General features: G+C 73.0%; 15 protein-coding genes and 1 tRNA gene. 13 read left to right on the plus strand and 3 right to left on the minus strand.

What is annotated here, in order from left to right:
- Positions 1-205: 205 nt before the first annotated feature.
- Positions 206-1,855 (minus strand): APC family permease, encoded by a 1,650-nt coding sequence (locus ACFWJ4_RS05545; RefSeq protein ID WP_380539519.1) that lies wholly within the window; start codon positions 1,853-1,855, stop codon positions 206-208.
- A 314-nt stretch (positions 1,856-2,169) separates the two neighbouring features.
- A tRNA-Leu gene (locus tag ACFWJ4_RS05550) sits at positions 2,170-2,254 on the minus strand.
- Positions 2,255-2,853: 599 nt separating this feature from the next.
- Here ACFWJ4_RS05550 and ACFWJ4_RS05555 point away from each other — a divergent pair.
- Complete coding sequence (locus ACFWJ4_RS05555) at positions 2,854-3,321, plus strand: ATP-binding protein (RefSeq protein WP_359901750.1); 468 nt, start codon at positions 2,854-2,856, stop codon at positions 3,319-3,321.
- Positions 3,322-3,378: 57 nt separating this feature from the next.
- On the opposite strand, the gene idi is transcribed toward ACFWJ4_RS05555, so the two are convergent.
- Positions 3,379-4,032: an isopentenyl-diphosphate Delta-isomerase gene (gene idi / locus ACFWJ4_RS05560; RefSeq protein WP_359901625.1), complete on the minus strand. Its 654-nt coding sequence runs from the start codon at positions 4,030-4,032 to the stop codon at positions 3,379-3,381.
- Positions 4,033-4,713: 681 nt separating this feature from the next.
- On the opposite strand from idi, the gene ACFWJ4_RS05565 reads away from it, so the two are divergent.
- The 12 genes from ACFWJ4_RS05565 (at position 4,714) to ACFWJ4_RS05620 (ending at position 17,955) form a co-directional block, all read left to right on the plus strand.
- Positions 4,714-5,469, plus strand: a complete 756-nt coding sequence (locus tag ACFWJ4_RS05565) for a phosphocholine cytidylyltransferase family protein (protein ID WP_359901623.1) — start codon at positions 4,714-4,716, stop codon at positions 5,467-5,469.
- Entirely contained in the window at positions 5,457-6,518 is a 1,062-nt protein-coding gene (locus ACFWJ4_RS05570) for an iron-containing alcohol dehydrogenase family protein (protein ID WP_359901620.1), read from the plus strand. Before ACFWJ4_RS05565 ends, ACFWJ4_RS05570 begins: the two co-directional genes overlap by 13 nt.
- Before the next feature lie 91 nt (positions 6,519-6,609).
- Positions 6,610-7,347 (plus strand): CDP-alcohol phosphatidyltransferase family protein, encoded by a 738-nt coding sequence (locus tag ACFWJ4_RS05575; protein WP_359901747.1) that lies wholly within the window; start codon positions 6,610-6,612, stop codon positions 7,345-7,347.
- On the plus strand, positions 7,344-8,240 hold the full coding sequence (locus tag ACFWJ4_RS05580; RefSeq protein ID WP_359901618.1) for a glycosyltransferase: 897 nt from the start codon (positions 7,344-7,346) through the stop codon (positions 8,238-8,240). The genes ACFWJ4_RS05575 and ACFWJ4_RS05580 overlap by 4 nt, the downstream gene beginning before the upstream one ends.
- Positions 8,241-8,392: 152 nt before the next feature.
- Positions 8,393-9,334 carry an ABC transporter permease gene (locus tag ACFWJ4_RS05585; protein ID WP_380348796.1) on the plus strand — a complete coding sequence of 314 codons (942 nt, stop codon included), beginning with the start codon at positions 8,393-8,395 and terminating at the stop codon, positions 9,332-9,334.
- Positions 9,327-10,136, plus strand: a complete 810-nt coding sequence (locus tag ACFWJ4_RS05590) for an ABC transporter ATP-binding protein (protein ID WP_359901613.1) — start codon at positions 9,327-9,329, stop codon at positions 10,134-10,136. The genes ACFWJ4_RS05585 and ACFWJ4_RS05590 overlap by 8 nt, the downstream gene beginning before the upstream one ends.
- 305 nt (positions 10,137-10,441) lie before the next feature.
- Positions 10,442-11,404 carry a squalene synthase HpnC gene (gene hpnC / locus ACFWJ4_RS05595; RefSeq protein WP_380539521.1) on the plus strand — a complete coding sequence of 321 codons (963 nt, stop codon included), beginning with the start codon at positions 10,442-10,444 and terminating at the stop codon, positions 11,402-11,404.
- Between the two features lie 41 nt (positions 11,405-11,445).
- Positions 11,446-12,303 (plus strand): presqualene diphosphate synthase HpnD, encoded by an 858-nt coding sequence (hpnD, locus tag ACFWJ4_RS05600; protein ID WP_380539628.1) that lies wholly within the window; start codon positions 11,446-11,448, stop codon positions 12,301-12,303.
- Between the two features lie 127 nt (positions 12,304-12,430).
- On the plus strand, positions 12,431-13,864 hold the full coding sequence (gene hpnE / locus ACFWJ4_RS05605) for a hydroxysqualene dehydroxylase HpnE (protein ID WP_380539524.1): 1,434 nt from the start codon (positions 12,431-12,433) through the stop codon (positions 13,862-13,864).
- A 236-nt stretch (positions 13,865-14,100) separates the two neighbouring features.
- On the plus strand, positions 14,101-15,189 hold the full coding sequence (locus ACFWJ4_RS05610; RefSeq protein ID WP_380348844.1) for a polyprenyl synthetase family protein: 1,089 nt from the start codon (positions 14,101-14,103) through the stop codon (positions 15,187-15,189).
- 151 nt (positions 15,190-15,340) lie between these two features.
- Positions 15,341-17,278 (plus strand): squalene--hopene cyclase, encoded by a 1,938-nt coding sequence (gene shc, locus ACFWJ4_RS05615; RefSeq protein WP_359901739.1) that lies wholly within the window; start codon positions 15,341-15,343, stop codon positions 17,276-17,278.
- Positions 17,275-17,955 (plus strand): 1-hydroxy-2-methyl-2-butenyl 4-diphosphate reductase, encoded by a 681-nt coding sequence (locus ACFWJ4_RS05620; protein WP_359901604.1) that lies wholly within the window; start codon positions 17,275-17,277, stop codon positions 17,953-17,955. The genes shc and ACFWJ4_RS05620 overlap by 4 nt, the downstream gene beginning before the upstream one ends.
- The last annotated feature ends 1 nt before the right edge of the window (position 17,956 follow it).

The following is a 17,956-nucleotide window of genomic DNA, read 5'->3' on the forward strand; positions in this document are numbered from 1 at the left end:
CGCGACCACGCTAGGCGCGGAAACCGCGACGAAGATCATCCCCGAAGACGGTGACCCGGGGGTGCCCGCCACGGCAGAATGGACGTACACCGGGAACGAAGCGCACCGGAAACGGGGCGCACCGCGCACGGTCCCCGCGAACGCCGAAGGGCCGGTCGGAGGATTCCGACCGGCCCTTCACCGTGAGTTCACGTGCTCAGGCGCCTCAGACCCGCGAGGGCTCCGCGGCGTCGTCCGGCGCGGCGCTCCGGGCCTCCTCGGCCATCTCCTGGCGGACCGCGGCCAGCGAGGGGTTGGCCCAGGCGCTGGCGACGCCCCAGCGGTAGAACGCCAGCCCGATCGCGGCGACGATCAGCAGGTCCCAGCCCTCCGGCAGGTAGCCGTGCCCGCCGAAGTCGGCGCTGCCCGCCCAGGAGACGCCGGCCATCACGAACAGGTACGCGACCATCCAGGCGCCCGCCTTCAGGTGCGGCTTCAGCTCGGCGAACGGCTTGCGCAGCTCGTACCAGGCCCAGATCGGCAGACCGGCGGCCATCAGCAGGATGACCTTGCCGGTGAGCGGCCAGCGGGCCCAGTAGAGCACCAGCGAGCCGAACACCATCGCGACCGGGGCGATCACCGGCATGGCGCGCAGCCGGACCGGCCGGGGCAGGTCCGGGGCCAGGCGGCGCAGCGCCATCACGGCGACCGGGCCGGTGATGTACGAGATCACGGTGGCCACCGAGACGATCTCGGCCAGCGAGCCCCAGCCGCGGAAGACCGCGAGGAACAGGAAGGCGACCACCAGGTTGAGCACCAGCGCCGGGCGCGGGATGCCGGTCTTGGCGTCGACCTTGCCGAAGATCTTGGGCAGGTGGCCGTTCTCCTGCACGCCGTGGATCATGCGCGAGGTGGTGGCGGCGTAGATCATGCCGGTGCCGGAGGGCGAGATGAAGGCGTCCGCGTACAGCGTGATCGCCAGCCAGTTCAGGCCCCAGGCGATGGCCAGGTCGGCCAGCGGCGAGGTGTAGGAGAGGTTGCTCCAGCCGTTCGCCAGATCGCCGCCGGGGATGGCGCCGAGGAAGGCGATCTGCAGCGCGACGTAGATCACCAGGGCGATCAGGATCGAGCCGATGACGGCCTTCGGCAGCGACTTGCCGGGGTTGCGGGCCTCGCCGGCCAGGTTGAGCGGGGACTGGAAGCCGTTGAAGGCCCAGACGATGCCGGAGACCGCGACGGCGGTGAACACCGAGCTCCAGCCGTTCGGCGCGAAGCCGCCGTGGTCGGTGAAGTGGGCGGTGTCGAAGTGCGCGAAGAGCAGCGCACCGGCGGTCACCGTCGGGACGACGACCTTGAAGACGGTGATCGCGGTGTTGGTCTTGGCGAACAGCGTGATCGCGAACCAGTTGAGGGCGAAGTAGACGAGCAGCAGCACGCTGGCCAGCGCCACTCCGCTGAGGGTCAGCTCCTTGCCGTCGAACAACCCCTGTGCCCAGCCGAAGTGCCAGGAGCTCATGTACTGCACGGAGGCGGTGGCCTCACCCGGGATGACCGAGACGATGGCGATCCAGTTGGCCCAGGCGGCCAGGTAGCCGGCCAGCGACCCGTGCGAGTACTGGCCGTATCGGACCATGCCGCCGGCCTTGGGGAACATCGAGCCCAGCTCGCTGTAGGTGAGCGCGATGGTCAGCGCCACCGCGGCACCGATCACCCAGGCGAGGATCGAGGCGGGTCCGGCGAGCTTGGCGGCCCGCTCGGCCCCGAACAACCACCCGGAGCCGATGATCGACCCCAGCCCGACCGCGGTCAGGCTGATCGTGCCGAGCGATCGGCGGTAGTTCTGGTGTGATGCCGTCGACGATTCGGGCTCACTCAACGTATCGGTCCTCTCGCTCGTGGTTCATCGGGTGGTGTCGGTGTTTTTGCGATTTTGAGCCGGTATTTCGGACAAACGGAGAGCAGCCTATGTTCCGAAAAGGGGCGAATACCTCAGAGGAAGCTCAAACCGTCCGATTGTTGCCATCTCGTGTCCGGCGTCCGGGCCGGTGCGGACCGGCGAGGAGACCGAGGCCACAGTGCCCGGAAGGGGTGGTGGTCGAGGATGGCGACCGGGGCCGGCCCGGAAAAGGGGCGGCCCGAAAAACGAAATTCCCCGTGGGTGCCTTTCGGCTCCCACGGGGAATTCGGCTGTGTCCGAGGGGGGACTTGAACCCCCACGCCCGATAAAGGGCACTAGCACCTCAAGCTAGCGCGTCTGCCATTCCGCCACCCGGACCGGGTGTGTGCTTCGGGGGTTTTTTCCTCGCCCCCTCGGCGACAGAGAGAACATTACCAGGGTTCTGGAGTGCTTCTCACCTGCGCTTCCTCGGGGCGGGGCCACCGGACATCCTGGTCCGAGGCCCGTCCGGCCCCCGCGGGCCGCGGCGTCCGGGCCGTACCGCGCCCGCGGCGAGCCCGGAGCCTGCCCGGAACGCGGCCCGCACCGCCCGCACGCGGCCCGGAACGCGGCCCGGAACGCGGCCCGTACCGCCCGCACACGGCCCGGAACGCGGTCCGCGGGGGCCGCACGCGGCCCGGAACGCGGCCCGCACAGGTTGGTACAGCCTGGGAACGCGCTCGAATCCGGCCCGAACCGGTGGCGTCCGCGAAGGAACCGGTCGACTCCCGCACCGGCCGCGGTCGGTTGCGGCCGGAACCGGTCCGACACGGGCAACTTGTCGACGGTGCCACGGCCGCCGCGACGGCTCTCGTAGCGTCTGTGGACCGAGGGCGCCATGAAGCGGATCGCCTGATTCCCGGGTCGCGGACGAAGGGCGGCTGGACGTGGAGCAGATCAGCGGAGCGGCGAAGGCCGAACCGAGACGCGACAGGCGGATGGAGGGCCGGGGTGGGGCCACGGTCTCCGGAGGCCCCGCCGAGGGCGTGTGGCGCTTCCCGGTGCCCGCCACCGAGGCCTCGGTGCCGCTCACCCGGCACGCGGTGCGGGACCGTCTGCTGGCCCAGGGCATGACCGGGGTGCGCTACCAGGAGCTGGTGGACGACCTGCTGCTGATCGTCTCGGAGCTGGTGAGCAACGCGGTGACGCACGCCGCCGAGCTGTCCCCCGAGGTGGTCACCGAGCTGTCGGTGCACCGGGCCTCGGTGCGGGTGTCGGTCGAGGACGGCGATCCGTACCGGCCGAAGGCGCTGGAGAACGACACCGCGAGCACCGGCGGGCGCGGCCTGCTGCTGGTGAAGAGCGTCACCCTGCAGGCCGGCGGGGTGTGCGACGTCGAACACACGGGGGAGGGCGGCAAGGTCATCTGGGCCTCGCTGCCCGTCCCCCCGGAGCCCGGCCACTGACCGGCCGGGCCGACGACCGGGCCGATGGACGGAGCGGTCGGAGCGGCCGGACCAGGACTACCAGTCCCGCCCGGCGATCTCCCGGATGCCCGGCAGCGCGGCCTCGAAGACCGTCTCGAACCAGACCGAGAACGGCCGCTCCGCCCGCAGCTCCCGCAGCTCCTGCGCGGTCACGAAGGCGAAGTCGTCCACCTCCTCCGGGTCCGGCTCGACCGGCGCGGTGACGAGTCCCACGAACAGGTGGTTCCACTCCCGCTCGATCAGCCCGGAGGCCTCGTCCGGCAGGTCGTAGCGGACGGTGCCCGCCTCGCACAGCAGCGCCGGCGCGACGCCCAGTTCCTCGGCGGTGCGCCGGGCGGCGGCGACGAACGGCGGCTCGTCCGGGTACGGGTGGCCGCAGCAGGTGTTCGACCAGACGCCGGGGGAGTGGTACTTGCCGAGCGCCCGGCGCTGGAGCAGCAGCCGGCCCTGGCGGTCGAACAGGAAGACGGAGAAGGCCCGGTGCAGGCGGCCCGGCTGCTGGTGGGCCCAGAGCTTCTCGCCCGTGCCGATCGTGACGCCCTCGTCGTCGACCAGTTCCAGCAGGATCTCGGCTCCGGCCGGGGCGGATCCGGTGGCCCGGGGGTCGACCGTGACATCGGTCTCCACGTCGAGACCGGTGTCGATCTCGGCAGCGAAGTGCGTCGGGTCGGTCGGCAGACTCTGGGGCATGGGGCCTCTTTCGGGAGCGGGAGCAACGGGAGCATCGGGTGTCTCCGACGCACCGGGTGGAGTGCGGCGGACACAGCAGGGGCACCGGCGCCGGCGTCGGGCTCCAGTCTGCCGTATGGGTGGCACTCGCCAGGGGTCCCACGCACAACCGGACGGATCATGACCCGGAGGAATCGGAAACCGGCCAGAGAAGGATCCGGGGAGCCCCCGAAAGGGGCACGGAATTCGCAGAACCGTTCGCCGCGCGTTCGGAGCCCGTTCGACCGGCCCGGCGGAGCCGGTGCGGACCCCGGGCCGCTCCACCGTCGCTGCGGGCCGCCCCACCGTCGCCGCAGGCCGCCCCACCGCCGCCCCGGGCCGCTCCACTGCCGACGCAGGCCGCTCCACCGCCGCCCAGGGCCGCTCCACCGCCACCGCGGCCGCCGTTCTGCCTGCCGTTCCGGCCGCCGCTCGTCCCGCCCGCCGCCCGGGGCCCGCCGCCCTGTCGGCCGCCCCGGGCCCACGGGCGCGTTCTGGCCGGTCGCCCCGGTCGCCTACCATCACATACGACACGGTGCCCGGATCTGTGCCGGCACCGGCGCGCCGCCGCCCGCCCCGGTCGAACGCCGGTCCGGGCGAACCGGTGGCGCCGCCGACCTCCGGCACAGATCCGCGCACAGCACGACGGATCAGGAGACCCGCATGATCGGCCTCGTTCTGGCAGCCGGCGCCGGCCGCCGGCTGCGCCCGTACACCGACACCCTGCCCAAGGCGCTGGTGCCGGTCGACGGGGAGCGGACCGTCCTGGACCTCACGCTCGGCAACTTCGCCGAGGTCGGACTGCGCGAGGCCGCGATCGTCGTCGGCTACCGCAAGGAGGCGGTGTACGACCGCAAGGACGCCCTGGAGAACAAGTACGGCGTCAAGCTCCACCTGGTCGAGAACGACAAGGCCGAGGAGTGGAACAACGCCTACTCGCTGTGGTGCGCCCGCGAGCTGTTCGCCGAGGGCCTGCTGCTCGCCAACGGCGACACCGTCCACCCGGTCTCCGTCCAGCGGACCATGCTGGAGGGCAACCGGCGACTGACCGAGTCCGGCACCGCCCCCGGCATCCTGCTCGCCCTCGACACGGTGAAGAAGCTCGCCGACGAGGAGATGAAGGTGATCGTCGACCCGGCCACGGGCATGCGCCGCATCACCAAGCTGATGGAGCCGGCCGAGGCGACCGGCGAGTACATCGGCGTCACGGTGATCAACCCGTCCGCCGCCGCCGACCTGACCGACGCGCTGCGCGCCACCTACGAGCGCGACCCGCAGCTGTACTACGAGGACGGCTACCAGGAGATGGTGAACCGCGGCCTGCGGATCGACGTGCAGCCGATCGGCGAGGTCTCCTGGGTCGAGGTCGACAACCACGACGACCTGGCGAAGGCGCGGGAGATCGCGTGCCGGTACTGACCCGACTGGTTCCGTCGCCGCTGTTCGTCGAGATCCGCCCGGGCGCGCTGGACGCGCTCGGCGGCATCCTCGCGGACCAGCGGCTGTCGGCCTCGGGCCGGATCGCGGTCGCGATCAGCAACGGCTCCGGCTCGGCCATGCGCCGTCGCCTGGAGCCGGCCCTGCCCGGAGCCGACTGGTACAACGTGGACGACGGCAGCCTGGACAGCGCGGTGCGGCTGGCCGAGGCGATGCGCGGCGGGCACTACGACGCGATCGTGGGCCTCGGCGGCGGCAAGATCATCGACGCCGCCAAGTACGCCGCGGCCCGGGTCGGCCTGCCGTTGGTCGCGGTCGCCACCAACCTGGCCCACGACGGCATCTGCTCGCCGGTCTCCACCCTGGACAACGACGCCGGGCGCGGCTCCTACGGGGTGCCCAGCCCGATCGGCATCGTGGTCGACCTGGACGTGATCCGGCAGGCCCCGCCGCGCTTCGTGGCGGCAGGCGTGGGCGACGTCGTCTCCAACATCTCCGCGTGCGCGGACTGGGAGCTGTCGCACGCGGTGACCGGTGAACCGGTGGACGGACTGGCCGTGGCGATGGCCCGCTCGGCGGGCGAGAACCTGCTGCGGCACCCGGGCGGCACCCAGGACCAGGACCTCCTGACGGCGCTCGCCGAGGCCCTGGTACTGTCCGGCATCGCGATGAACATCGCGGGCAGCACCCGGCCCTCGTCGGGTGCCTGCCACGAGATCTCGCATGCCCTGGACGTGCTGTATCCCAAGCGGTCCGCCCAGCACGGCGAGCAGGTCGGCCTCGGCGCCGCCTTCGCCAGCTTCCTGCGGGGCGAGCGCGAGCTGACCGGTCTGATCGTGGAGCGCCTGGCGAGCCACGGACTGCCGGTGACCGCCGCTCAGATCGGCTTCACCGAGGCGGAGTTCACCGAAGCGGTGCACTACGCTCCGAACACCCGACCGGGGCGCTTCACCATCCTCGAACACCTCGACCTCTCCCCTTCCGCAATCAGGGACGCGTACGCCGACTATGTCCAAGCCGTCAACAGCTGACCCCTCCACCGCGGGAGCCCAACGGCCCCCGGTGGACCTGAGCCGCAGGCCCTCGATCGAGGAACTGCGCGCGGTGATCCACCCGGAGGGCATGCTCCAGCGCCGCAGCGCCGAGCACTGGGCCGGGCGCCTGTACATGCGGAAGATCTCGCTGCGGATCACCCGCGTGCTCTCCACCATGACGGCGATCACGCCCAACGGCCTGACGTACCTGATGATGTTCACCGGCATCCTGGCCGGTGCCGCGCTGGTCGTGCCGGGCATCGCGGGCGCCGTCCTGGGCGCCCTGCTGATCCAGGTCTACCTGCTGCTGGACTGCGTGGACGGCGAGGTGGCCCGCTGGCGCCGGCAGACCTCGCTCACCGGGGTCTACCTGGACCGGGTCGGCCACTACATGTCCGAGGCGGCCCTGCTGACCGGCCTCGGCCTGCGCGCCACCGACCTGCTGCACCGCGAGGGCGCCGGGTCGCACTGGGAGTGGGCCTTCCTCGGCACCCTGGCCGCGCTCGGCGCGATCCTGATCAAGTCCGAGACCGACCTGGTGGACGTGGCCCGGGCGCGCAGCGGCATGACGGCCGTCGAGGACAGCGCCTCGGTCCCGCGGTCGTCCTCCGTCGCCAGGGCCCGCCGGGCGGCCTCCTTCCTGAAGTTCCACCGCCTGGTCGGCGCGGTCGAGGCCTCGCTGTTCGTCCTGGCCGCCGGCGTCGCGGACGCCGTGCACGGCGGACTCCTCTTCACCCGGCTCGCGGTGGTCGTCCTGGCGGCGATCGCGATGCTCCAGACCGTGCTGCACCTGCTGAGCATCGTCCTCTCCAGCAGGCTGCGATGAACGGGACCACCGCGGAGAACTTCCGCCTCGGCGCCGTGATCATCACCATGGGCAACCGGCCGGCCGAGCTGAACGCCCTGATCGAGGCCGTCCGCGCCCAGGAGGGCCCGGCGGTCGAACTGGCCGTGGTCGGCCAGGGCGTGAAGCTGCCCCCGCTGCCGGAGGGCGTGCGCAGCGTCGAGCTGCCGGAGAACCTGGGCATCCCGGGCGGGCGCAACGTCGGCATCGAGCTGTTCGGCCGGGACGGGGCGGAGGTCGACGCGGTCCTCTTCCTGGACGACGACGGGAACCTGCCGCGCACCGACTCGGCCCGCCTGCTGCGCGAGGCCTTCACCGCCGACCCGGAGCTGGGCATCGTCGCCTTCCGGATCGCGGATCCGGACACCGGGGTCACCCAGCGCCGTCACGTCCCCCGGCTGCGCGCCAGCGACCCGCTGCGCTCGTCCCGGGTGACGACCTTCCTCGGCGGCGCGAGCGCGGTGCGCTGCAAGGTGTTCGAGCAGGCCGGGCAGCTGCCCGCCGAGTTCTTCTACGCCCACGAGGAGACCGACCTCGCGTGGCGCGCGCTGGACGCCGGCTGGGCCATCGACTACCGGGCGGACGTGGTGCTGCACCACCCCACGACCTCGCCGGCCCGCCACGCGACCTACTTCCACAACGTGGCCCGAAACCGGGTCTGGCTCGCGAGGCGGAACCTTCCGGCCCTGTTGGTGCCTCTCTATCCGGGAACCTGGTTCCTGCTGACCCTGGCCCGCCGCCCCTCCCCGGAGGCGCTGAAGGCCTGGTGGGGCGGGTTCCGGGCGGGCTGGCGCGAACCCTGCGGTCCGCGGCGGCCCATGCGGTGGCGTACCGTCTGGCGACTGACCAGGCTGGGCCGACCACCGATCATCTGATCGCATCCGATGGCACCCGCATCGAATGCCCGATCGCTGCGGCCGGTGCCCACACACCGGCCGGCTCCCCCGAGATCCCAGTGGATCCCCATCGGTGCACCGGCGGACCTCGCCGACCGGCCGCCCCGACCGATCCCGCGTGAAGGACGAATGTGTCGACAGTGAGTGAACCCGTCAGCCTCTCGGCCCCCAGAGGGGTGGACGCGGGCCTGACCCCCAAGCAGCTTGCGGACAAGTACGGTCTGGCGGTCAGCGGTGCCCGTCCCGGCCTGTTCGCCTACTCCAAGCAGCTCTGGGCCCGGCGCCACTTCATCTGGGCCTTCGCCACCGCCCGCCTGGTGGCCCAGTACACCAACGCCAAGCTCGGCCAGCTGTGGCAGGTGGTGACCCCGCTGCTCAACTGCGCGGTGTTCTACCTGGTCTTCGGCGTGATCCTGGCGAGCAAGCAGGGCTTCCCGGACAACACCTACATCGCCTGGCTCTGCATCGGCGTCTTCGTCTTCCAGTTCACCCAGAACGCGGTGCAGGCCGGCACCCGGGCGATCTCCGACAACCTCGGGCTGATCCGGGCGCTGCACTTCCCCCGGGCCAGCCTCCCGATCGCCTTCACCGTGATCCAGCTCCAGCAGCTGCTGATCTCCATGGTCGTCCTGGTCGTCACGGTGCTCGCCGCCGGCATCACCCCGGGCCGGACCTGGCTGCTGATCATCCCGGCGCTGCTCCTGCAGACGCTCTTCAACACCGGCATCTCGCTGGTGATGGCCCGGATCGGCTCCCGGACCAGCGACATCTCCCAGCTGATCCCGTTCGTGATGCGCGCCTGGATGTTCCTGTCCGGTGTGATGTTCAGCATCCAGGACAAGATCACCCACTGGCCGCACTACATCCAGACGCTGATGTCGCTCAACCCGGCGTCGATCTACATGGACCTGCTGCGGCACGCCTTCGCGCCGGTCATCTACAACCCGCACCAGCCGGTGCACCAGGCCCTCCCGCCGCACCAGTGGGCGTACGGCCTCGCCTGGGGCGTGGGCATGTTCGTCGTCGGATACGTCTTCTTCTGGAAGGCCGAGGAGGAGTACGGCCGTGGCTGACATCGACCTGAGCAAGAGCGACACCGTCCTGGACACGGACGTGGCCCGCGAGCCCACCGTCGTCGTCGACGACGTGCACATCGTCTACAAGGTGCACGGCGCCGGCTCCGGCAAGGGCAGCGCCACCTCGGCGCTGAGCCGCATCATCAGCCGCAAGCGCGCCGCCGGCGTGCGCGAGGTGCACGCGGTCAAGGGCGTCAGCTTCACCGCGTACAAGGGTGAGGCGATCGGCCTGATCGGCTCCAACGGCTCCGGCAAGTCGACCATGCTGGCCGCCATCGCGGGCCTGCTGCCGACCGAGAAGGGCGGCATCTACACCAACGGCCAGCCCTCGCTGCTGGGCGTCAACGCCGCGCTGATGAACGAGCTCACCGGTGAGCGCAACGTCATCCTCGGCTGCCTGGCGATGGGCATGACCCCGGCCCAGGTGAAGGCGCGCTACCAGGACATCGTCGACTTCTCCGGCATCAACGACAAGGGCGACTTCATCTCCCTGCCGATGCGCACCTACTCCTCCGGCATGGGCGCCCGACTGCGCTTCTCGATCGCGGCCGCGAAGACCCACGACGTGCTGCTGATCGACGAGGCCCTCGCCACCGGCGACCAGGCCTTCCAGCAGCGCAGCAAGCGCCGGATCGACGAGCTGCGCAAGTCCGCCGGTACGGTCTTCCTGGTCAGCCACGACAACAACTCGATCCGCGAGGTCTGCGAGCGGACCATATGGATCGAGGCCGGCGAGCTGGTCATGGACGGACCCACCGAGGAGGTCGTCAGCCGCTACGAGCGCGGCGACCGACCGTAGTCTCCGTCACACCCCAGGGGCCGGTTCCGGAACTTCCGGAGCCGGCCCTTCACCGTGCCCGCGGCCCGGTCCGTACGCCCCGCGGCCCCGGCCGGCCCGCCGCCGCGGGGGTGAGCGCGCGGTGCCCGGGGCGGGGCGCTCTTTTCCGCCGGGCCCCGGCGTGCCAGCCTGGTGGTCTCGGGGGCGGTGTGCCGTGCGTGGCCCCCGCGCTCGGACGCGTGTCCGAGTCGGGCCGGTCGTGCCACGCGGTGTAGAACGGGGGAGTGACAGCAGTGTCGGCTTCGGCCCAGCCCAGAGATACGCCGGTGAACGGTTCCGCAGGACAGACCCTGGACAAGGCGGGCGCGGAGAACTTCCCCGTCGCACCCTTCTTCCTGCCCGCGGCCTGGCGCGACGACCTGATGGCGGTGTACGGCTTCGCCCGCCTGGTCGACGACGCCGGTGACGGCGACCTGGCCGACCCGGCCGCCACCGCCCGCCTGCTCGGGGTCGAGCAGACGCCCCCCGCCACCCCTTCGGCCCAGCCCGGCCCGCCGACCCCGCAGGAGACCGCCTTCCGGCTCGCCCTGCTCGACGGACTGGAGCAGGACCTCGACCGGGTCTTCGAGACCGCGCTGCGCACCGCCCGCGGCCCCGGGGCCGGCGCCGACCGGCCCCGCCACCCGCTGCTGGACGCGCTCGTCCCGCTGGTCGACCGGCACGGCCTGACCCCCGAGCCGTTCCGCCGTCTGATCGAGGCCAACCGGGTGGACCAGACCACCGCCCGCTACGCCACCTTCGACGACCTGCTCGGCTACTGCACCCTCTCCGCCGACCCGGTCGGCCGCCTCGTGCTGGCCATCGCCGGCGTCTCCACCCCCGAGCGGATCGAGCTCTCGGACGCCGTGTGCAGCGGCCTCCAGGTGGTCGAGCACATCCAGGACGTGGCCGAGGACCTCGCCCACGGCCGGATCTACCTGCCCGCCGAGGACCTGGCCCGCTTCGGTGTCACCGAGGCGGACCTGGCCGCCCCCTCCGCCGACGGCGCGGTGCGCGAGCTGATCGCCTTCGAGGTCGAGCGGGCCCGCACCCTGCTCGACCGCGGCGCACCATTGGTAGGTACGGTTCGGGGGAGGCTTCGACTGCTCCTGGCGGGATTCACCGCAGGTGGCTACGCGGCCCTGGCGGCCGTCGAGGACGCCGGGTACGACGTGCTCGCCCAGCAGGCGAAGCCTGACAAGCGCCGCCTCGCAGCGAAGGCGGCGGCCATCTTCGCGAAGGGAAGGTGAACGCCCGAGTGGCGGTATCACCACTGGCGTCGGCCCAGGTCATGGCGGCGTACCGGTACTGCGAGGCAGTCACCGGACTGCAGGCGCGCAACTTCAGCTACGGCATCCGGTTGCTGCCCGAACCCAAGCGGCTGGCCATGTCGGCCCTGTACGCCCTGGCCCGCCGGGTGGACGACATCGGGGACGGCGACCTCCCGGACGACCGCAAGGCCGAGGCGCTGCTGCGCACCCGGGAACTGGTGGACGAGGTCCGCTCCGGGGTCGTCGCCGAGGACGACACCGACCCGATCAAGGTCGCCCTGGCCGACGCGGCCCGGCGCTTCCCGATCCCGCTCGGCGGCTTCGACGAGCTGATCGACGGCGTCGAGATGGACCTCAAGGGCGCCGAGTACCAGACCTACGAGGAGCTGAAGGTCTACTGCCGCTGCGTGGCGGGCGCGATCGGTCGGCTCTCGCTGGGCGTCTACGGCTGCGACGACCCGGAGCTCGGGGCGCGCTACGCGGACACCCTGGGCCTGGCGCTGCAGCTCACCAACATCCTGCGCGACCTGCGCGAGGACGCCCTGAACGGCCGCACCTACCTGCCCGCCGAGGACCTGGTCAGGTTCGGCTGCGAGCAGGGCTTCGCCCTGCCGGAGCCGCCGGTCGGCGCGGACTTCACCGGCCTGGTGGCCTTCGAGGCCGCCCGCGCCCAGGCGGCCTTCGAGGAGGGCCTGCGGCTGCTGCCGATGCTCGACCGCCGCAGCCGCGCCTGCACCGCCGCGATGGCCGGGATCTACCACCGGCTGCTCGGCCGGATCGCCACCGACCCGGAGTCGGTGCTGCGCGGCCGGGTCTCCCTGCCGGGCTGGGAGAAGGCGTACGTGGCGCTTTCCGGGCTCGCCGGGGGGCGTTCTTGATTCTCACACCAGTTCTGTCACGCTGTGTCAGCGTGGAATCACGTGCGGGTAGTTCCGTGCCGACCGGACGAGTACCGGCTTCAGCGACCGCCTGCGGGCGGTCCACCGACTGCGAGGGGGAGGGCCGATGACCGGGCGAGCCGATGCCGCGCGCCCGGCCGCCGTCGTGGTCGGCGGCGGTCTGGCCGGGATCACCACCGCACTGCGCCTCGCCGAGGCCGGCCACCGGGTCACCCTCGCCGAGGGGCGGCCGCGGCTCGGCGGCCTGGCCTTCTCCTTCCAGCGCGGTGAGCTGACCGTCGACAACGGCCAGCACGTCTACCTGCGCTGCTGCACCGCCTACCGCGGCCTGCTGGAGCGGCTCGGCGCCACCCGGCTGGTCCACCTCCAGGAGCGCCTCGACATCCCGGTGCTCTCCGTCACCGGGCCGCGGGCCGCCCCGGTGCGCACCCTCGGGCGGCTGCGCCGGGCCGGCCTGCCCGTCCCGCTGCACCTTGCCGCCAGCCTGGCCCGCTACCCGCACCTGTCCCCGGCCGACCGCGCCCGGGTGGTCCGCGGCGCGCTCGCCCTGCAGCGGCTGGACCTCGCCGACCCGGCGCTGGACGCGATCTCCTTCGGCGAGTGGCTGCGCCGCAACGGGCAGAACGCCGCCACCCAGGCCGCCCTGTGGGACCTGGTCGGCGTCGCCACCCTGAACGGCCGGGCCGACCAGGTGTCGATGGCGCTCGCCGGGATGGTGTTCAAGACCGGTCTGCTCTCCGACCCGGGCGCCTCGGACATCGGCGTCTCCGCCGTCCCGCTCGGCACGATCCACCACGACCGGGCGCTCGCCGAGCTGGAGCGGGCCGGCGTCCGGGTGCTGCTGCGGTCCCGGGTGGCCGAACTGAAGCCGGCCGCGCCGCAGCACGACGTCCGGCTGGAGAGCGGGGAACTGCTCACCGCCGACACCGTCGTGCTGGCCGGCGCCCAGGACAGCACGGCCGCGCTGCTGCCGCCGAACGCGATCCCCGGGCAGGACCGGCTGGCCGGCTTCGGCACCGCGCCGATCCTCAACGTGCACGTGATCTACGACCGCAAGGTGCTGCGCCGGCCGTTCTTCGCCGCGCTCGGCTCCCCGGTCCAGTGGGTCTTCGACCGCACGGCGCACTCCGGCCTGGCCGCCGCCCCGCTGGGCCGGGCCCACCCGGGTGCCCAGTACCTGGCGCTGTCGCAGTCCGCCGCGCAGGACGAGATCGACCTCCCGGTCGCCGAGCTGCGCCGCCGCTACCTGCCGGAGCTGGGCCGGCTGCTGCCGGCCGCGGCCCAGGCGGAGGTGCTGGACTTCTTCGTCACCCGGGAGCGCACCGCCACCTTCGACCCGGCCCCGGGCAACGGGGCGCTGCGCCCGTCGGCCCGTACCGACGTCGCCGGCCTGCTGCTGGCCGGCTCGTGGACGGCCACCGGCTGGCCCGCGACCATGGAAGGGGCCGTGCGCAGCGGCCACGCCGCGGCGGACGCCGCGCTCGCCGCGGCCGGCACCCGGGTGCCGGTGGACCGCGGCGACGGGAGGTGGCCCAGGTGACGGCGGGCCCCGCCGCCGGAGAGCCCGCCAGAGCCGACGGGCGTACCGTCGAGCGCATCGGCGCAACCACCGGCAGCGGCCCGTCCGGCCGCACCGGCACCACCGACACCGGCACCACTGACATCGGCACCACCGACACCGGCACCATCGGCACCGGCACTCGATTCGACACCTGCCGCACTGCCGGCACCCGGCCGCCCCGTGCGGTCCGGCACCACGAGGGAGAGGGAACGCACGTGGAGTCACGCACCGGCTTCGCCGTCGGAGGCACGGCGCACGCCGAACCGGTCTCGGTGCCGGAGCTGCTCGCCCGCAGCCGTACGCTCTGCACCCCGCCGCTACGGGCCGCCGTCGCCCGTTTGGCCGCACCCATGGACACCGTCGCCGCCTACCACTTCGGCTGGATCGACCGGGACGGCACGCCGGTGACGGGGGACGGCGGCAAGGCCGTGCGCCCGGCGCTGGCGCTGCTGTCCGCCCGGGCCACCGGCGCGGCGGCCGAGGTGGGGGTGCCCGGCGGGGTCGCGGTTGAACTGGTGCACAACTTCTCCCTCCTCCATGATGATCTGATGGACGGTGACGAGACCCGACGGCACCGGGCCACCGCCTGGACGGTCTTCGGACCGGCCCAGGCGATCCTGGTCGGCGACGCCCTGGCGACGCTCGGCACCGAGGTGCTGCTCGACGCCGCGGTGACCGGCGGCGCCAGCGCCACCGACGCCGCGCGTGCCGTCCGACTGCTCACCACGGCGACCCGCCGGCTGATCGACGGCCAGGCCATGGACGTCGCCTTCGAACAGCGCGACAGCGTCACCGTCGCGGAGTGCCTGGAGATGGAGGGCGGCAAGACGGCGGCCCTGCTGGCCGCCGCCTCGGCGATCGGCGCCGTCCTGGCCGGCGCCGACGACAAGGTCTCCGGCGCGCTCCAGCGCTACGGCCACCACCTCGGCCTGGCCTTCCAGGCGGTCGACGACCTGCTCGGCATCTGGGGGGCCACCGAGGTCACCGGAAAGCCGCACTGGGGAGACCTGCGCCAGCGCAAGAAGTCCCTGCCGGTGGCCGCCGCACTGGCCGAGGGCGGAGCGGCCTCGCGCCGGCTCGCCGAGCAACTGGCCGACCCGAAGGGACGCGGGGAGGAGAGCGAGCCCGAGCTCGCCGACCGGGCCGCGCTGATCGAGGAGGCCGGCGGCCGCGCCTGGACCCAGGAGGAGGCCCGCCGCCAGCACACGACTGCCCTCGCCGCCCTGGACGAGGTGCCCATGACCGACGAGGTGCGCGAGCACTTCGTCGCACTCGCCGAATTCGTGGTGGTACGAGAGAGGTGACGTTACGTTGACAGCAACCGCGGACGGCCGGCTCGACCCTGAGTACGATCCCGAGCCGGTCGCGGTGGGCGACCGCCCCCCGGCCCTGCTGGGCACGGGGCGGTGGCAGCCCGAGGACACCGACCAGCTCCGGCCGGCCGGTGGGGCGGACCTGCGGCCGGCCGACGCGCGGGAGGCCCTGGCCCGCGCCACCACCCACCTGCTCTCCCTGCAGTCGTCCGAGGGCTGGTGGAAGGGCGACCTGGAGACCAACGTCACCATGGATGCCGAGGACTTACTGCTCCGCCAGTTCCTCGGAATCCGCACCGAGGAGCTGACCCACGCCACCGCCGAGTGGATCCGCTCCCAGCAGCGCGAGGACGGCACCTGGTCCACCTTCCACGGCGGGCCGCCCGAGCTGTCCACCACCGTCGAGGCGTACGTCGCGCTCAAGCTGGCCGGCGACGACCCGGACGCCCCGCACATGCTGGCCGCCGCGCGCTACGTCCGCTCCGCCGGGGGCATCGCGGCCGCCCGGGTGTTCACCCGGATCTGGCTCGCCCTGTTCGGCTGGTGGCCCTGGGACCGGCTGCCCGAGATGCCGCCCGAGATCATCTTCCTGCCCAAGTGGCTGCCGCTGAACATCTACGCCTTCGGTTGCTGGGCCCGCCAGACCATCGTCCCGCTGACCGTCGTCTCGTCCCACCGCCCGGTCCGTCCGGCCCCCTTCGCGCTCACCGAGCTGCACACCGACCCGAACGACCCGTACCCCCACCGGCCGCTCGCCCCCGCCACCACCTGGGACGGCCTCTTCGAACGCCTCGACAAGGCGCTGCACGCCTACCACCGCCGGGCCTTCCGCCCGCTGCGCCGACTGGCCGTCTCGCAGGCCTGCCGCTGGATCGTCGAACGGCAGGAGGCCGACGGCTGCTGGGGCGGCATCCAGCCCCCCGCCGTCTACTCGCTGATCGCCCTGCACCTGGAGGGCTACGAGCTGGAGCACCCGGTGGTGAAGGCCGGGCTCTCCTCCTTCGACCGCTTCACCGTGCACACCGAGGACGGCAAGCGCTGGCTGGAGGCCTGCCAGTCCCCGGTCTGGGACACCTGCCTGGCCACCATCGCCCTGGTCGACGCCGGAGTGCCGGCCGACCACCCGGCGCTGGTCTCCGCCGTCGACTGGATGCTCGGCGAGGAGATCCGCAAGCCCGGCGACTGGGCCGTGAAGCGGCCCGGGCTCGCCCCCGGCGGCTGGGCCTTCGAGTTCGAGAACGACACCTACCCCGACATCGACGACACCGCCGAGGTGGTGCTCGCGCTGCGCCGGGTCGCCCACCCCGATCCGGGCAAGGTCGACGCGGCGGTGGACCGGGGCGTGCTGTGGAACCTCGGCATGCAGTCCAAGAACGGCGCCTGGGGCGCCTTCGACGTGGACAACACCGGCACGCTGCCCAACAAGCTGCCGTTCTGCGACTTCGGCGAGGTGGTCGACCCGCCGTCCGCCGACGTCACCGCGCACGTGGTGGAGATGCTCGCCGAGACCGGCCGCTCCCGCGACCCCCGGACCAGGCGCGGCGTCGAATGGCTGCTGCGCAACCAGGAGGCGGACGGCTCCTGGTTCGGCCGCTGGGGCACCAACTACATCTACGGCACGGGCTCGGTGCTGCCCGCCCTGGTGGCGGCCGGCGTCCCGGACGAGCACCCGGCGATCCGCCGGGCGGTGCGGTGGCTGGAGGACCGGCAGAACGCCGACGGCGGCTGGGGCGAGGACATGCGCTCCTACGACGACCCGGCGCGCTGGGCCGGGCGCGGCGACTCCACCGCCTCGCAGACCGCGTGGGCGCTGATGGCGCTGCTCTCGGCCGGCGAGGGGCCGCAGGGCCGGGCCAACCCGGCGGTGGAGCGCGGCGTGGACTGGCTGGTGCGCACCCAGCTGCCCGAGGGCACCTGGGACGAGCCGCAGTTCACCGGCACCGGCTTCCCGTGGGACTTCTCCATCAACTACCACCTGTACCGGCTGGTCTTCCCGGTCACCGCGCTCGGCCGCTACCTCAACGGCGCCCCGGGCACGGGCCGGCCCGACGGCGCCCCGGCGATCGGGGCGGCCCGGTGACCACCGCGCCCCTGCTGGTGCTCTGCGCCCTGGGCCCCGAGGTCTGGGCCCTGCGCGGCGGTGACTGGCGCGGCGCGGTCGGCGGCTCCCCGGTACTGCTGCGTACCGGGGTCGGCCGGCGGCGCGCCGGGACGGCCGTCCGACGGCTGCTCGGCTCCGCCCCCACCGGCTACGGCGCCGTGGTGGTGGCCGGCTTCGGGGCCGCGGTCGGCCCCGGCGTCCTGCCCGGCGACGTGGTGGCCGCCGACGGCGTGCGCGACGCCGAGGGCCACCTGTACCCGGTCGACTCCGGCCCGGGGCTCACCCGGGCGCTGAAGGAGCGCGGCCTGACCGTGCACACCGGCGTCCACCACACCGCCGACCACGTGGTGCGCGGCATCGAACGGCGCGCCCTGCACCTCCAGGGCGCGCTCGCCGTCGACATGGAGGCCGCCGCCGTCCTGGCCGCGCTGTGCGAGGTGCGGCCCGCGCTGCCGGCGGCCGTCCTGCGGGTGGTGGTGGACACGCCCGAGCACGAGCTGCTGCGGTTCGGCACCCTCCCGGCCGGGGTGCGTGCCTGGCGGACCCTGCGGGCGACGGTCCCCGCCCTGGTCGACTGGTACCGGCAGGAGCGCGCGCCCGGCTCCGCAGACCTGAACCACCCCACATCCTCGACGCTCCCCCAGGAGGCGAGCTAGC

The sequence above is a fragment of the Kitasatospora sp. NPDC127067 genome, from assembly GCF_042724755.1.
Lineage (GTDB): Bacteria > Actinomycetota > Actinomycetes > Streptomycetales > Streptomycetaceae > Kitasatospora > Kitasatospora lactacystinica.

Excerpts from the sequence above, each read along its gene's own strand:
- ACFWJ4_RS05555 (WP_359901750.1), top strand. The coding sequence starts at position 2,854 with ATGGAGGGCCGGGGTGGGGCCACGGTCTCCGGAGGCCCCGCCGAGGGC.
- idi (WP_359901625.1), bottom strand. The coding sequence starts at position 4,032 with ATGCCCCAGAGTCTGCCGACCGACCCGACGCACTTCGCTGCCGAGATC.
- ACFWJ4_RS05565 (WP_359901623.1), top strand. The coding sequence starts at position 4,714 with ATGATCGGCCTCGTTCTGGCAGCCGGCGCCGGCCGCCGGCTGCGCCCG.
- ACFWJ4_RS05575 (WP_359901747.1), top strand. The coding sequence starts at position 6,610 with ATGCTCCAGCGCCGCAGCGCCGAGCACTGGGCCGGGCGCCTGTACATG.
- ACFWJ4_RS05580 (WP_359901618.1), top strand. The coding sequence starts at position 7,344 with ATGAACGGGACCACCGCGGAGAACTTCCGCCTCGGCGCCGTGATCATC.
- hpnD (WP_380539628.1), top strand. The coding sequence starts at position 11,446 with ATGGCGGCGTACCGGTACTGCGAGGCAGTCACCGGACTGCAGGCGCGC.
- hpnE (WP_380539524.1), top strand. The coding sequence starts at position 12,431 with ATGACCGGGCGAGCCGATGCCGCGCGCCCGGCCGCCGTCGTGGTCGGC.